This is a genomic window from Herbidospora sakaeratensis (assembly GCF_001570525.1).
Classification (GTDB): domain Bacteria; phylum Actinomycetota; class Actinomycetes; order Streptosporangiales; family Streptosporangiaceae; genus Herbidospora; species Herbidospora sakaeratensis.
Genome location: NZ_BBXC01000011.1, coordinates 436129 through 450365, shown reverse-complemented (window position 1 = coordinate 450365; position 14237 = coordinate 436129). Strand labels below are relative to the sequence as shown.

Here is a 14237-nt window from a genome sequence, read left to right as displayed (position 1 = left end):
CCCTCAGAATGTCATCAGCGGATAGACGCGGGACACGCCCTCCCAGCCGGGCCACATCTCCCGGTGCAGCTTCATGAACCGGTTGGCCCACTCGACCGCCTCGGCCTCGTCGCGGACCTCGTAGACCGCGTAGCTGATCAGCTCCTTGGCCTCGGCGAACGGGCCGTCGGAGACGGTCAGCTTGCCGCCGACGACCTCGACCTCGGCGGCCAGCCCGCGCAGGCCGCTCTGGTCGACGAGGGCGCCGGCCTCGGTGGCCTCCTGGCCCAGCCGCATGATCGCCGACATGAGCTCGGCGGGCGGCGGGGTCTCGGGCTGGGCGGTGCGGGTCAGTGTGATCAGGTAGCGCATGGGTGTTCTCCGTTCGTTCTCGTGCGAACCTACGACCCCTCCACGAACGGCCGGCGGGTGTTTCGACAGCCGCCGGTTACTTTTTTCGGATTTCCGGCCATGCTTGTCAGGTGACCAGCAGGCCTCCCTATCCGGGGCTGGCGGCGTTCGACGCTGCGGACGCCGCCGTGTTCTTCGGCCGCGACGACCTCCTTGCCGACCTGCGGCGGCGTACCGGGAGCGAGAAGCTGGTCGTCGTCACGGGGGCCTCGGGGGCCGGGAAGACCTCCCTGGTCGACGTCGGGCTCGGCGGGCTGCGCCTGCGGCCGGGTGGTGATCCGGTCGGCGCGCTGCTGGCCGCCTTCGGGGCCACGATGGACCACGACCGGCTGGCCGCCGCGCCCCACCACCTCGACGAGCTCGGCGACCCGGGGCTGATCGTGGTCGACCGGTTTGAGGAGGTCTTCGCGGCCTGCCGCGACCTCGATGCGCGGCAGACCTTCATCGGGGCGCTGGCCGCCACGCGGGCCCGGGTGGTGCTGGTGCTGCGGGCCGACTTCACCGGCGACGCCGCCGCCTTCCCCGAGCTGGTCGCGGCCCTCTCCCGGCCGCTGCTGGTCTCTCCTCTTTCTCCGGACGACCTCCGCACGGCCGTCGAAAGGCCCGCCCTGACCCGCGGGGTGACCTTCGAGGAGGGCCTGGTCGACGAGATGCTCGCCGACCACAACGGCGACCTGCCGCTGCTGGCCCACACGCTGCGGGTGATGTGGGACCGGCGCGCGGGCGGCCCGATGACGTTCGAGGGCTACCGGGCCACCGGCCGGGTGACCGGCGCGATCCCGCGCAGCGCCGAGCGGGCGCTGGTGGGCAACGACGCCAGGGCGGCGCTGTCGGCGCTGGCCGGCCCCCACGGCACGCTGCGGCCGGGCCCGATGACGCCCGAGCTCGAACCGTTCGCGGTGGCCGGGCTGGTCCGGGCCGACGGCGAGACGGCCGAGCTGGCCCACGAGGCGGTGATCCGGGCCTGGCCCCGGTTCACGGCGTGGACGGAGGCCGATCGGGCGGCCGGTCAGGTGCGGCGGGAGTTCGCCGCCGACGCCGACCGGTGGGTGCTCAGCGGGTTCGCCGCGCCCCACCTCTACACCGGCGCCCGGCTCGCGGCGGCGCGGGCGGCGGTGCGGCGCATCCGGCGCGAGCTGACCCCGGCCGAGGTGGCGTTCCTGGAGGCGAGCGCGGCCCAGGAGTTCGCGGGGCGGCGGGCCGACGACAAACGCACCTTCGTGCGGGGCCTGGTCTCGATCGCGGCCGTGGCGCTGCTCGTGCTCAGCTTCGGGGCCACCGGCGCGCTGGCGCTGCTGGTCAGCGGGGCCACCCGCGACCGCGACGAGGCGGTCGACCGCGGCACGGTCGCCGTGGCCCGCCATCTGCTCGCCCAGGGTGACGCGCTGGCCGCCGACCAGCCGGTGCTGGCCCGGCTGCTGCGGCTGGCCGGGGCCGAGATCGCGCCCGGGTTGCCCGAGTCGGCGGCGGGGCTGCGGGCGTCGGCGGCGCATCCCGCGCTCGACGTGCTGCGCCCGCCGGGCGTGGAGACCATGGTCGTCAGCGCCACCGGCATGCCGGCCACCACCTCGGGCGGTGACGTCACGCTCTGGCAGGGCGGCGTCCGGCTCGCGGTCGTGCACGCCCACGACGACCCGATCAGCGCGCTGGCCTTCACCCGCGACGGCCGCCGGTTCGCCACCGCGGCCTCCGACGGCTCGGTGCGGATCTGGGACACCGCCGCCCGCGACCTGCTGGCGGCCGTCGACGACGGCGGCCTCGGGCGCAAGGCCGTCGCGTTCGGCCCCGGCGGGCGGACCATCGCCGTCGCCGCGGCCGGACGGCCCGTCACCATCTGGAACACCACCACGGCCCAGCCGGTGGCGCGGTTCCCGGCGGCGGGTGCGCGTCCGCTGGTGCTGTTCAGCAACGACGGCGACACCTTCTACACCACGACCGCCCGCGGCCTGGAGGTCTTCGACCTGCCGAGCGGGAAACGGCTGCGCCTGCTGCCCTCCGAGGGGGTCACCTCGGCCGCGCTCACCCCCAACACGCGCACCCTCGCCGTCGGCAGGGCCGACGGCGTCGTCGAGATCTGGGGCGTGGGGGAGCGCGAGTTCGTGCTGCGGGGCCACGTGGCCGCCCACGACCGCGCGGTCGAGGCCGTCGCGTTCAGCCCCGACGGCGGCACCTTCGCCACCGGGGGCGGCGACGAGGCGGTGCGGATCTGGGAGACCGCGGGCCGCCGCCGCGTCGGCGACACGATCACCGGCCACACCGGCACGGTCGTCGCGGTCGCCTTCACGCCCGACGGGCACACCCTGCTCACCGCGGCCACCGACCGGACCGTCCGGGTCTGGAACATGGCGGCGTACGACTCCGTGCTCGACCTGACCATCCGGGTCGCCGACCCGAAGAACGGCCGGTTCGCCACGGTCGACGCCATCGCCTTCAGCCAGGACGGCTCGATCTTCGCCACCGGCGACGCCGCCGGCACGGTGCGCCTCTGGCGGACCGCCTCACGGACCCCGCTCGGGGTGCCGATCAAGACGGGCGCCTCCGGGGTGCACTCGATGGTGTTCGACCCCACGACCGGCGGCCTGGTCGTGCTGGGCGCCGACAACGTGATCAGCCTGCTCGACGTCGACAGCCGCACCAGCCAGCCCCTGTGGGCCAACCCGCCGCAGGAGGTCACCAACCACGGCGTGCTCGGCCCCGACGGCCGCACGCTCGCGCTGGCCTACGGGCCGGGCGTGGAGTTGTGGGACAACCAGACCCGGCGGCTGACCGGGCGGCTCGGCGGCCACGACGGCGACGTGCGCGCGGTGGCGTTCAGCCCCGACGGGCGGCTGCTGGCCACCGGGGGCGCCGACCGGGTGATCCGGTTGTGGGACCCGGTCAAGGCCGTCGCCGCCGGTCCGGCCCTGCTGGGGCACACCGGCGACGTGCTCTCGGTCGCGTTCAGCCCCGACGGCAGCGTGCTGGCCAGCGGCGACGTCAGCGGGGTGGTCCGCTTCTGGGACATCGCGACCGGCCGGCCCCTCGGCGCCTACCACGGCCGCACCCCGGCCGACGGCGCCCCGGCGTTCGCGGCGAGCGCGCTGGCGTTCAGCCCCGACGGGGGCACCCTCGTGGGCGGCGGCCGGTTCACCGCGCCGGGCCAGCCGGCCCTGGAGATCTGGGACTCGACGCTCTACGGCGTGGACGCCCGCGACCTCGTCTGCGACCAGGCCGGTCGCACCCTCACACCCGAAGAGTGGCGCGCGCACGTACCCGGTCAGCCCTACCGGCGGCTCTGCTGACCATCGGGCGGGTGCGGCGGTAGGCCACCGGGCCCTGGCCGTCGCGCAGGCCGTCGAGCAGGCGGTCGAGGTGGACGAGCAGCTCGCCGTGCAGGTGCCAGTGGCCGGGGTCGTTCCGGAGCACCGCGCCGAGTTCGCCGCGCAGGCGGCGGCCCTCGGCCAGTGAGCGGTCGAGCTCGCCGGTGAGGCGCTCGGCCTCCTCGGGGCAGCAGGTGGTGGCCGCCTCGGCGTAGTCGCGGGTGGTCTGGGCCAGGTCGTGCAGCACCCCGGCCAGGCGCTCCCGGACCTCGGGCTCCCACATCCGCAGGCCGGTGCGGTCGCTGATGCTCCGGGCCAGGCCGCGTACGGTCGGGATCGCGCGTTCCAGGGTGTCGAGGGCCTCCCGCAGGGCGCGGCTGTGGCCGGAGCCGGCGCCTCCGCGCAGCCGGGCGGTCTCGTCGGCGGTGTCGACGGCCGCCTCGACCCGGTGGATCTCCGCGGTGAGCCTCCTGGCCTGGTCGGTCCAGCGGGCGACGGCCTCCGGGCCGGGTTCGGCGGCCAGCCCGGCGGCCATGTCGTCGAGGAGCCCGGCCACCCGGCCGCCGAAGTCGGCGATGGCCCGCTCGGCCGGGCGCAGCCGCGCCGGGGTGGCCACGAAGACGGTGACCAGCCCGACGGCCGCGCCGATCAGGGTCTCCACGATCCGGTCGGCGGCGGCCGGGCCGGTGCCGAACTGGAGGATCAGCATCGCGCTGATCGGCACCTCCAGCAGGTGCTCCCGCAGTTTCAGCAGGTGGCCGAGGCTCAGGGCGACGGCGACGGACAACCCGAGGCTCCACCAGCTGAGCCCGAACAGCCCGCTCATCACCACCGACACCAGGACTCCGGCCGCGACGCTGACGATCCGCCCTCCGGCGTGCTTCAGCGTCCGGAAGAACGAGACCTGGACGACGAGCATCGCGGTCAGCGGGGCCAGCGTGGGCGCCCTGGTGTCGAGCAGCACGAGCGCGATCACGTACGCGGCCATGGCCGTGACGACCAGGCGGGCGATCGACGTCAGACGTTCCGGCATGCGGGTATCCACCTCCCCCGAATAAGACATTTCTTGACAAACGGCATGCCTGGGGGTGGATATTTCCTGGGTCCGGCAAAACCGAAGGGCCGGGTGGATCACCCGGCCCTTGGTCTTCCGCTGTTACGGCTTCGCGGTGAACGCCGACGGCACGTACATCTCGGTCTCCGGCTTGGCCTCGCCGACGAAGGTGAACCTGGCGGCTTCGCCCTCACCCTCGACGTCGACCTTGACGACCTGGCCGGGACGCAGCTCCCCGTAGAGGATCTTCTCCGACAACGAGTCCTCCAGCTCACGCTGGATGGTCCGGCGCAGCGGCCGGGCGCCCAGGACGGGGTCGTAGCCTCGGTCGGCCAGCACCTGCTTGGCGGCCGGGGTCACCTCCAGAGCCATGTCGCGGTCCTTCAGGCGGGCGTCCACCTGGGCGAGCATGAGGTCGACGATCTGGATGATCTCGGTCATGCGCAGCTGGTGGAAGACGACGGTGTCGTCGACACGGTTGAGGAACTCGGGCCGGAAGTGCTGCTTGAGCTCCTCCTGGACCTTGGCCTTCATCCGGTCGTAGTTGCCCTCGACGTCGTTGTTCTTGGCGAACCCGACCCCGATGCCCTTGCTGATGTCACGGGTGCCGAGGTTGGTGGTCATGATGATGACCGTGTTCTTGAAGTCGACCACCCGGCCCTGGGCGTCGGTCAGGCGACCGTCCTCCAGGATCTGCAGCAGGCTGTTGAAGATGTCGGGGTGGGCCTTCTCGATCTCGTCGAACAGCACCACCGAGAACGGCTTGCGCCGCACCTTCTCGGTCAGCTGACCGCCCTCTTCGTAACCGACGTAACCGGGAGGCGAGCCGAACAGCCGGGAGACGGTGTGCTTCTCCATGAACTCCGACATGTCCAGCATGATCAGCGCGTCCTCGTCCCCGAACAGGAACTCGGCGAGCGCCTTGGACAGCTCGGTCTTACCGACACCCGAGGGGCCGGCGAAGATGAACGAGCCGCCGGGCCTTCTGGGGTCCTTCAGGCCCGCCCGGGTACGCCGGATCGAGCGGCTCAGGCCCTTGATCGCGTCGTCCTGGCCGATGATGCGCTTGTGCAGCTCGTCTTCCATCCGGAGGAGACGCTGCGACTCCTCTTCGGTGAGCTTGAAGACGGGGATGCCGGTGGCGGTGGCCAGCACCTCGGCGATGAGCTCCTCGGTGACCTCGGCCACGACGTCCATGTCGCCGGCCTTCCACTCGCGCTCGCGGCGTTCCCGCTTGAGCGAGAGCTGCTTCTCGTTGTCGCGGAGGGCGGCGGCCTTCTCGAAGTCCTGCGCGTCGATCGCCGATTCCTTGTCGCGGCGCACGTTGGCGATCTTCTCGTCGAAGTCGCGCAGGTCGGGCGGGGCGGTCATGCGGCGGATGCGCATGCGCGAGCCGGCCTCGTCGATCAGGTCGATCGCCTTGTCGGGCAGGAACCGGTCGGAGATGTAGCGGTCGGCGAGGGTCGCGGCGGCCACCAGAGCGCCGTCGGTGATCGACACGCGGTGGTGGGCCTCGTAGCGGTCGCGCAGACCCTTGAGGATCTCGATCGTGTGCGACAACGAGGGCTCGGCGACCTGGATCGGCTGGAAACGACGCTCCAGAGCGGCGTCCTTCTCCAGGTGCTTGCGGTACTCGTCGAGCGTGGTCGCGCCGATCGTCTGGAGTTCGCCACGGGCCAGCATCGGCTTGAGGATGCTGGCGGCGTCGATCGCGCCCTCGGCCGCGCCCGCACCCACCAGGGTGTGCAGCTCGTCGATGAACAGGATGATGTCGCCGCGGGTGCGGATCTCCTTGAGCACCTTCTTCAGGCGCTCCTCGAAGTCGCCGCGGTAGCGGCTGCCGGCGACGAGCGCGCCCAGGTCGAGGGTGTAGAGGTGCTTGTCCTTCAGCGTCTCGGGCACCTCGCCCTTGACGATCTTCTGGGACAGGCCCTCGACGACGGCGGTCTTGCCGACGCCGGGCTCGCCGACGAGCACCGGGTTGTTCTTGGTGCGGCGGGACAGCACCTGCATGACCCGCTCGATCTCCTTCTCGCGCCCGATCACCGGGTCGAGCTTGCCCTCGCGGGCGGCCTGGGTCAGGTTGCGGCCGAACTGGTCGAGCACCAGCGAGGTCGAGGGGGCGCTCTCCTGCGGCCCGCCGGAGGCCGCGGCCTCCTTGCCGCCCTGGTAGCCGTGCAGCAGCTGGATGACCTGCTGGCGGACCCGGTTGAGGTCGGCGCCCAGCTTCACGAGGACCTGGGCGGCCACGCCCTCGCCCTCGCGGATGAGCCCGAGCAGGATGTGCTCGGTGCCGATGTAGTTGTGGCCGAGCTGCAGCGCCTCGCGTAGCGACAGCTCGAGAACCTTCTTGGCACGCGGGGTGAAGGGGATGTGGCCGGAGGGGGCCGACTGGCCCTGGCCGATGATCTCCTCGACCTGCTGGCGGACGCCTTCGAGGCTGATGCCGAGGCTCTCGAGGGCCTTGGCGGCGACGCCTTCGCCTTCGTGGATGAGGCCAAGCAGGATGTGCTCGGTGCCGATGTAGTTGTGGTTGAGCATCCGGGCCTCTTCTTGGGCCAGGACGACCACCCGCCGCGCTCGGTCGGTGAACCTTTCGAACATCTCTCGCCGCTCCATGGAGTCCGGGGGGCCCTGTTACTCCATAGAACGCGGTAATTGGAGTGATGGGTACCGAATACGCGATAGGCGAACTTCACTCAGGGCGTACGGTCAGCCAGGTTAGAGCGGGCGGGAAGTGCTGCGACCACCAGTAGATGTCGTGGCCGCCGGCCCACTCGACGTGGCGGACCTTCGCGCCGGCGGCGGTCAGCTTCACGGCCCAGTCGTCGGCCGCCCACCGGAAACCCGATTCGAGGGTGCCGCCGCCGACGTAGTTCCGGGTCAGGGCGTGCAGCTCGGTCTCCGGGGGGATGCCGGGGCTGAGCCCGAGCGCGCCGGAGAAGACGTCGGGCCGCCGCTGGGCCGCGTTCAGCGCCCAGACCGCGCCGCTCGACGCCCCGGCGGTCAGCCAGACGCCCGAGGCGGGGAACCGCTCGTCGGCCCACGGGATCACCTCGTCGGTGACGAAGGCGAGGTGGGCGGCGAAGCGCTCGGGGTCGTGGGCGGGGAGGTACTCGTGCGACCTCGGGTCGCCGTCGCCCGACTCGGCGCAGAAGACGCCCGCCACGGCCACCGGCGGGCAGGTGCCGGCCAGCATCGCCGCCTCGATCACCGGGGCGAACGCGGCCAGCATCTGGCCGTCGGCCAGGCAGACCGCCGGCACCAGGCCCTGAATTCCGGGCGGTACGTAAAGGGCGATCGTGCGGGGTTCGCCGAGGAAGTCGAGCCGGTGCTCCTCCAGGGTGCCGCGGAGCTCGGCGACCTCGGGCAGCGCCGGAGGCGCCAGCTTCCCGCGCCACTCGCGCTCGGCCACCATCGTGGGGGCGTCGGGGCAGACGTACACGCTGATCACCGACTCGTCGAGGCGGCGGATGCGCAGCGACGCCTCCCAGAGGTCGTCGGCGCCGTCGACCGGCCACATGAGGAACTGGACGCCGCCGGAGATCCGGGGATGGTCGCACGACCCGCGCCAGACGATGTGCAGCACGTCGTCCTCCGACCAGACGGCCAGGTCGTCGTCGTCGAGGCGGGCACGCAGGGCGGCGGGGTCACGCGGGGTCCAGACCCGCCTGATCTCGGCGTCGGGCGGCAACTTCTCGGTCCAGTTCTCGGCCGCTCTGAGCTTGTTGGCGGTGACGAGCGACCGCAGATGCTGGGCGACGGTCTCACGACCTGCGGCGGCGCGCTCATCGTCAGTGACGGCATGGTCGTAGGCGGCCTCTAATTCGCCATCTATTTCATATGTCCATACATCCAGACGATCTGCCACGTTGCGAACGTACACAATGGAGTAATGGACCGCGAGAAAATCTCACTCGCCGGCGCCCAGGAGACGATGCTCGCCACCCTGTGGAGCCGAGCTCTCGACAGTCGCTCCCCCCGCTCGATCCTGAAGGACGAGACCGCGCAGCAGGCCGTCGAGCGGATCGACTACGACTTCGCGAAGACCGGCATCACCCCCATGACCGCGGCCGGGGTCGCCCTGCGGGCCCTGCGCATCGACGAGTGGACCCGGGACTTCCTCCGGCGGCACCCTGCCGCGACCGTGTTACACCTCGCCTGCGGGCTCGACACCCGGGCCCAGCGCATCGACCCCGGTCCGCTCGTGCGCTGGATCGACCTCGACTATCCCGAGGTGCTGGAGCTGCGTGACCGGGTGATCGACCGGCCCGACGGCGACTATCACAACATCGCCTCGTCGGTCACGAGCGAGAAGTGGCTGACCGCGGTGCCCGACGACCGGCCGACGGCGGTCGTGTTCGAGGGCCTGTCGATGTACCTGCGCGAGGACGACGGCCGCCGCCTGATCGAGCGGCTGACCGCCAGGTTCGCGACGGGCGAGCTCATCTTCGACTGCCAGAACTCGACCGGGATCCGGCTCCAGAAGTTCAACCGGCCGGTCCGGCAGGCCGGCGCGACCCTCTACTGGGCGATCGACGATCCGCGCGTGCTGGAGTCGTGGCATCCCGGGCTGACGCTGCGGGAGGCCCAGCGGGTGGTCGACATGCCGGGCGTCGAGGACTATCCGCCGGCCGGCCGCGCGGCGATGTGGATCATGGCGCACCTGCCCGGGTTCCGGAACATCGGCCAGATCCTGCGCTACTCCTGGGGCTGACGCCGGAACCGTCCGGAGAGCCACGCCGCGAAGGCGAAGCAGAGGGCGGCGGCCACGACGTAGACCACGAAACTGCTCTGTGGGGTGACGCCCGTGATCGTGAGGAAGAGCACGGCCGTCGCCGCCGAGCCGCCGAGGGCCACCCTCCCGGCGGGCCGGACCCCCAGCAGCGCGAGGGCGACCCAGGCGAGCGCCGTCGCGACCGCGTAGGCGGTGCCGACCAACGGGAGGATGCACTCCAGGCCGCCTGAGCAGATGGCGTCGCCGATCCCGGTCTCGGACATGAAGCGGCCGAGGAGGGCGGCGACGGGAAGGAGAGCGGCGCCGACGGCGACGGCTTTCACGAGCTCAGAGGTTTTCGGCAATTCGACACCCATGTCGCCAATATCCCGATATTCGAAGTCGGAGGAATGAGTACGCCTACTCAATATGGGCCGTTCCCGCCACTCGTCGGGAATCGCCCACCGCTTGGCGCTTGGGACTCACGTAAGCCCTGATCAGGATGTGAGACATGACAGCCGTACCGTTCGACCCCGAGCTCGCCGCCGCGCTCACGGTCATCTCGCAGAACATGCCGTCGTCGCTCACTCCCGAAATGATCCCACTGCTCCGCCAGGGGATGTCCGGCCTCGCGCCCGCCGAGGACCTCACCCTCGGCGGCATCGTCGACCTCACCGACGTCGACCTCGGCGACGGGGTGTCGGTGGTCGTCTGCCGTCCGGTCGCCGCGCCGACGCCCGCGCCGGTCGTGTACTGGATCCACGGCGGCGGCATGATCATGGGCGACCACCGGGTCGGCCTGGCCGACCCGCTGGCGTGGGCGGTGGAACTCGGGCTGGTCGTCGTCAGCGTCGACTACCGCCTCGCCCCCGAGCACCCCGACCCGGCGCCCGTCGAAGACTGCTACCGGGGCCTGGTCTGGCTCGCCGAGAACGCCGCCGAGCTGGGCGTCGACCCGGCCAGGATCGTCGTCGCGGGCGGCAGCGCCGGCGGCGGCCTGGCGGCGGGCACCGCCCTGCTGGCCCGCGACCGGGGCGGCCCCGGCCTGCTCGGCCAGCTGCTCATCTACCCGATGCTCGATGAGCGCAACGACACCGTCTCCAGCCACCAGATGTCCGGGCTCGGCATCTGGGACCACACCTCCAACGAGACCGGCTGGTCGGCCCTCCTCGGCGACCGCCGCGGCGGCCCCGACGTGTCGATCTACGCCTCGCCCTCACGGGCCGCCGACCTGTCGGGCCTGCCGCCCGCGTTCGTGGACGTCGGCTCGGCCGAGACGTTCCGCGACGAGGACGTCGCCTACGCGACCGCGATCTGGCAGGCGGGCGGGCAGGCCGAACTCCACGTGTGGCCGGGCGGCTTCCACGGCTTCGACGTGATGGTCCCGCAGGCGGCGTTGTCGCAGCGGGCCAAGCAGGCCCGGCTCGACTGGCTGCGCCGCCTGTTGGGCCACTGATCCTCTGAGGGAGACTGGGGAGATGCGGGAGCTCGTCGGACGATTGGCCGCGCTCGACCCTGACGCCAGCGCCGCCGTGCAGGTCATCGCCTACTTCGACCGGCTCGCCGAAGGGCGGGCGGGGCTGGAGGCGACCGTGCGCGGGGCCGCGGTGCTGGCCGGGTGCGCCGCCCGGCTGGTCGACGAGGAACGCGCCGTCTTCCTGCGGGTGCTGGCCGACGGCCACCGCGACGACCACCCCTCCGACGACGACCCCGGCTGGCCGAGGGTGCGGTCGGGGGAGGTCGAACTGGTCCTGGAGAAGCCCGGCCCGCCCTCTCCCGTCGATCTGATGGTGCTCGAACGCGGCGTGGCGCTGGCCCGCGACGTGCTCGACCGGACCCGGGGCCGGGCCCCCGACCCCGCGCTGGTGGAGCTGGTCGTCGACGCCTCGGCGGGCGAGACCGCCCGGCTCCACGCCGCCAAGCGGCTGCGCCTGGGAGAACGGGCCCGCGCCATCGCCCTGCCCGACGGGGTCGTGCTGGTCGAGCCCGACGGGCCGGCCCGCCACCCGCTGGGCGGGGTCCGCGCCGGGGTGGGGCCGGTCGTGCCGGTGGGACGGCTGCCGAAGTCGTACGCCGACGCGAGGGTCGCGCTCAGGTTCGCCGACGACGTGCTCGGGCCAACGGTGGTGCGGTTCGACGACCTGGGCGGCCTGGCCGCCGTCGCGGCGGCGATCGGCCCGGCGACCGCCCCCGCGCCCGACGTGGTCACGCTCGGCGGGCTGCCCGCGTGGGCGCTGGAGACGCTGCACGCGGTCGTCACGTCGACCAGCCTGCGGACCGCCGCGACCCACCTCACCCTCCACCATTCCACGCTCGTCGACCGCCTCGGGCGGGCCGAACAGCTGCTCGGATGGGAGGTGCGCGGGCCCGAGGGGCGGTTCCGGCTCCAGTTGGCGTTCGCGCTGCGGCGGCTGCACGCCCACCCGCAATAGGCTGTCGCGCGTGGCCACGTTCAGGATCAGTGAGGCAGCGGCGATCCTCGGCGTGAGCGCCGACACCGTACGCCGCTGGGTCGACTCGGGGCGGCTCGCCGCCAGCCGTGACGAGCACGGCAGACGGCTGATCGACGGGCCCGACCTGGCCGCCTTCGCCCGCACCCAGATCGCCGGCGAGCCGGGCGGGGCCACCTCGTCGGCCCGCAACCGGTTCAGGGGGATCGTCACCGAGGTCGTGCGCGACACCGTGATGGCCCAGGTGGAGATCGCCGCCGGGCCGTTCAGGGTGGTGTCGCTGATGAGCCGTCAGGCCGCCGACGAACTCGGGCTGGAGCCGGGGGCGGTCGCGGTGGCGGTGGTGAAGTCGACCAACGTGGTGGTCGAGCTCTCCTAGGCGCGGTGGGTGCGATGGGGGCGGCGCGCGTGACGTACGCCGAGGGCCTCGGAGACCGAGCCGCAGACCCGCAGCCCCTCGGCGGCGAGCAGCCCGTTGATGCGCAGGACCTGCCGGGCCGGGGCGGCCAGGGTGAGGCTCCCGCCGCGGCCGCGTAACTCCTCGTCGGCGCGGCGGAGGGTGAGCATGCCGCCCAGATCGCTGAAGGTCAGGCCGGCCGCGGCGACGACGACGCGGGTGACCTTCCGTGCGTGCAGGCCGATCAGAGTGGCCTCGACGACCGGCTGGGTGAACATGTCGAGTTCGCCCACCAGTGACATGATCACGGTGCCGTGGCCGATGTCGGTGATGTCGACCGCCAGGTGCATGTGCGCCCCCTTCGCTCGGTAGTCACCGTCTCAGCCCATAGTCACCTTTGCGCGACACTCTGACCACTAAGGTGGGATCCCAGTCATCCGGGGTGCCGGATATGTTGACGACTGTGATCCTTCACGAGAATCCCTGGGTCTCGCTCATGGACGTCGGCGGCTACGTGTACTCACACGAGACCCGCTGCCAGGGACGCATCGTGGCGGTGCTGCCCTATCGGGAGACGCCCGGCGGACGGGAGTTCCTGGTCCGGTCGGAGATCACGCCCTGCTGGGGGCCCGATCCCGTCCTGTCGGCGGTGACGGGCGGCTACGAGGGCGGCGACATCGCCGACGACGCGGTCAGGGAACTGGAAGAGGAGACCGGTTATCTCGTCAGGACGGCCGACCTCGTTCCGCTGGGGGAGTCCTACGCGTCGAAGTCGGCCGACACCGTCTACACGCTCTACGCGGTCGACGTCAGCGGGCTGACGCCGGGTGAGGCGCTCGGCGACGGTTCGGCGCACGAGAGCTCGGCCACGACGCGCTGGCTGGGGCCGGCCGAACTGGCGCAGGTCCGCGATCCGCAGGTGGCGGTCATGTACCTGCGCCTATTGGCGGACGGTTAGAAGAGCACCGTCGCCAGTTCGCGCCACTGCGTCAGCGGCAGTTCGCCCGCCGGGGTGCCCAGCACCTGGAGGCACACGTGGTCGGCGCCCGCGTCGCGGTGCTGGTTGAGGCGCGCGGCGCACTGCTCGGGCGTGCCCCACGCGAACAGGGCGTCGATCAGCCGGTCGCTGCCCCGGCCGCTCACGTCGTCGTCGGTGAAGCCGCCGCGCCGCCAGTTGTTCACGTAGTTGGGCATGGCCAGATAGGGGTGCAGGGCCTCGCGGGCCAGCTGGCGGGCACGGGCCGGGTCGGTCTCCAGGACGACACCCTGCTCGCTGGCGACCAGGCGGCCGGGGCCGATCGCCGACCGGGTCGCGGCGGTCTGCTCGGGCGTCACCAGATAGGGGTGGGCGCCCGCCGCCCGGTTCTTGGCGACCTCGATCATCTTGGGGCCGAGGGCGGCCAGCACGCGGCGGTCGGCGGTCACCCCCTCCTTGTCGAGCTCGTCGAGGTAGGAGGTCATGGCCGCGAGCGGCTTCTGGTAGGCGCCGGGGCGGAACCGGTCGACCATGCTCTCGTGGCTGACCCCGAGGCCGAGCAGGAACCGGCCGCTGTGGGCCGAGCCGAGGGCGCGGGTGCGTTCGGCGGTCTCGCGGGCCGGGGTGGACCAGATGTTGGTGATGCCGGTGGCGACGGTGACGTCGGTCGTGGCGGCGAGGATCTTCTCGGCGGTGTCGAGACCGCTGTCGGTCCCGCCGGGGACCCAGAGCGCGCCGTAGCCGAGCTTCTCCAGTTCGGCCGCCGCCCGGCCGACCTCGGCCGGGTTGTCGGTCCGGAACTCCCGGGCCCAAACGCCGTAGGGTTTCATGTCGCCTCTTTCGTATGTTCCCGCCGGGGTGAACGGCGTTACCTGGTGACGTACCGTGATCAACAGCTGCCTAACCCCGCTTCGGCGTCCTCCGGTCGTGAATATCGGTGAATCCAACCCTGTC

General features: G+C 72.2%; 13 protein-coding genes. 6 read left to right on the top strand and 7 right to left on the bottom strand.

The features are described 5' to 3' along the window. Positions 1 to 3: 3 nt before the first annotated feature. The gene (locus AW271_RS18170) at positions 4 to 351 is read right to left on the bottom strand and encodes a YciI family protein (RefSeq protein ID WP_062338291.1); all 348 of its coding nucleotides are present in this window, start codon (positions 349 to 351) and stop codon (positions 4 to 6) included. Between the two features lie 110 nt (positions 352 to 461). Between AW271_RS18170 and AW271_RS18165 the strand changes: the two genes are divergently transcribed. Further along, complete coding sequence (locus AW271_RS18165; protein ID WP_062338289.1) at positions 462 to 3671, top strand: nSTAND1 domain-containing NTPase; 3210 nt, start codon at positions 462 to 464, stop codon at positions 3669 to 3671. On the opposite strand, the gene AW271_RS18160 is transcribed toward AW271_RS18165, so the two are convergent. The 3 genes from AW271_RS18160 to AW271_RS18150 form a co-directional block, all read right to left on the bottom strand. Beyond that, positions 3613 to 4722, bottom strand: coding sequence for an FUSC family protein (locus AW271_RS18160; RefSeq protein WP_062338287.1), 1110 nt, complete (start codon positions 4720 to 4722; stop codon positions 3613 to 3615). The genes AW271_RS18165 and AW271_RS18160 overlap by 59 nt on opposite strands. A gap of 123 nt (positions 4723 to 4845) precedes the next feature. After that, positions 4846 to 7347 (bottom strand): ATP-dependent Clp protease ATP-binding subunit, encoded by a 2502-nt coding sequence (locus AW271_RS18155; protein ID WP_062338285.1) that lies wholly within the window; start codon positions 7345 to 7347, stop codon positions 4846 to 4848. 91 nt (positions 7348 to 7438) lie between these two features. Further along, positions 7439 to 8614 carry an alpha/beta hydrolase gene (locus AW271_RS18150; protein ID WP_157554329.1) on the bottom strand — a complete coding sequence of 392 codons (1176 nt, stop codon included), beginning with the start codon at positions 8612 to 8614 and terminating at the stop codon, positions 7439 to 7441. A gap of 24 nt (positions 8615 to 8638) precedes the next feature. On the opposite strand from AW271_RS18150, the gene AW271_RS18145 reads away from it, so the two are divergent. Then, entirely contained in the window at positions 8639 to 9460 is an 822-nt protein-coding gene (locus AW271_RS18145) for a class I SAM-dependent methyltransferase (RefSeq protein ID WP_062338281.1), read from the top strand. Here the strand turns inward: AW271_RS18145 and AW271_RS18140 are convergent. Next, a complete protein-coding gene (locus AW271_RS18140; protein WP_062338279.1) occupies positions 9445 to 9804 on the bottom strand; it encodes a hypothetical protein in 360 nt (119 codons plus the stop codon). The genes AW271_RS18145 and AW271_RS18140 overlap by 16 nt on opposite strands. Before the next feature lie 167 nt (positions 9805 to 9971). On the opposite strand from AW271_RS18140, the gene AW271_RS18135 reads away from it, so the two are divergent. Genes AW271_RS18135 through AW271_RS18125 form a run of 3 tightly spaced genes read left to right on the top strand, consistent with a single transcriptional unit; the run spans position 9972 to position 12289 of the window. Beyond that, positions 9972 to 10916 (top strand): alpha/beta hydrolase, encoded by a 945-nt coding sequence (locus tag AW271_RS18135; protein ID WP_062338277.1) that lies wholly within the window; start codon positions 9972 to 9974, stop codon positions 10914 to 10916. Positions 10917 to 10938: 22 nt separating this feature from the next. Then, on the top strand, positions 10939 to 11892 hold the full coding sequence (locus AW271_RS18130; protein WP_062338275.1) for a helix-turn-helix domain-containing protein: 954 nt from the start codon (positions 10939 to 10941) through the stop codon (positions 11890 to 11892). A gap of 10 nt (positions 11893 to 11902) precedes the next feature. Continuing rightward, positions 11903 to 12289 carry a TOBE domain-containing protein gene (locus tag AW271_RS18125; RefSeq protein WP_062338273.1) on the top strand — a complete coding sequence of 129 codons (387 nt, stop codon included), beginning with the start codon at positions 11903 to 11905 and terminating at the stop codon, positions 12287 to 12289. Here the strand turns inward: AW271_RS18125 and AW271_RS18120 are convergent. After that, the gene (locus AW271_RS18120; RefSeq protein ID WP_062338271.1) at positions 12286 to 12657 is read right to left on the bottom strand and encodes an STAS domain-containing protein; all 372 of its coding nucleotides are present in this window, start codon (positions 12655 to 12657) and stop codon (positions 12286 to 12288) included. The two genes, AW271_RS18125 and AW271_RS18120, sit on opposite strands and share 4 nt — an antisense overlap. 113 nt (positions 12658 to 12770) lie before the next feature. On the opposite strand from AW271_RS18120, the gene AW271_RS18115 reads away from it, so the two are divergent. Next, positions 12771 to 13265, top strand: coding sequence for an NUDIX hydrolase (locus AW271_RS18115; RefSeq protein ID WP_062338269.1), 495 nt, complete (start codon positions 12771 to 12773; stop codon positions 13263 to 13265). Here the strand turns inward: AW271_RS18115 and AW271_RS18110 are convergent. Continuing rightward, positions 13262 to 14113 (bottom strand): LLM class F420-dependent oxidoreductase, encoded by an 852-nt coding sequence (locus tag AW271_RS18110; RefSeq protein ID WP_062338267.1) that lies wholly within the window; start codon positions 14111 to 14113, stop codon positions 13262 to 13264. The genes AW271_RS18115 and AW271_RS18110 overlap by 4 nt on opposite strands. Positions 14114 to 14237 lie beyond the last annotated feature (124 nt).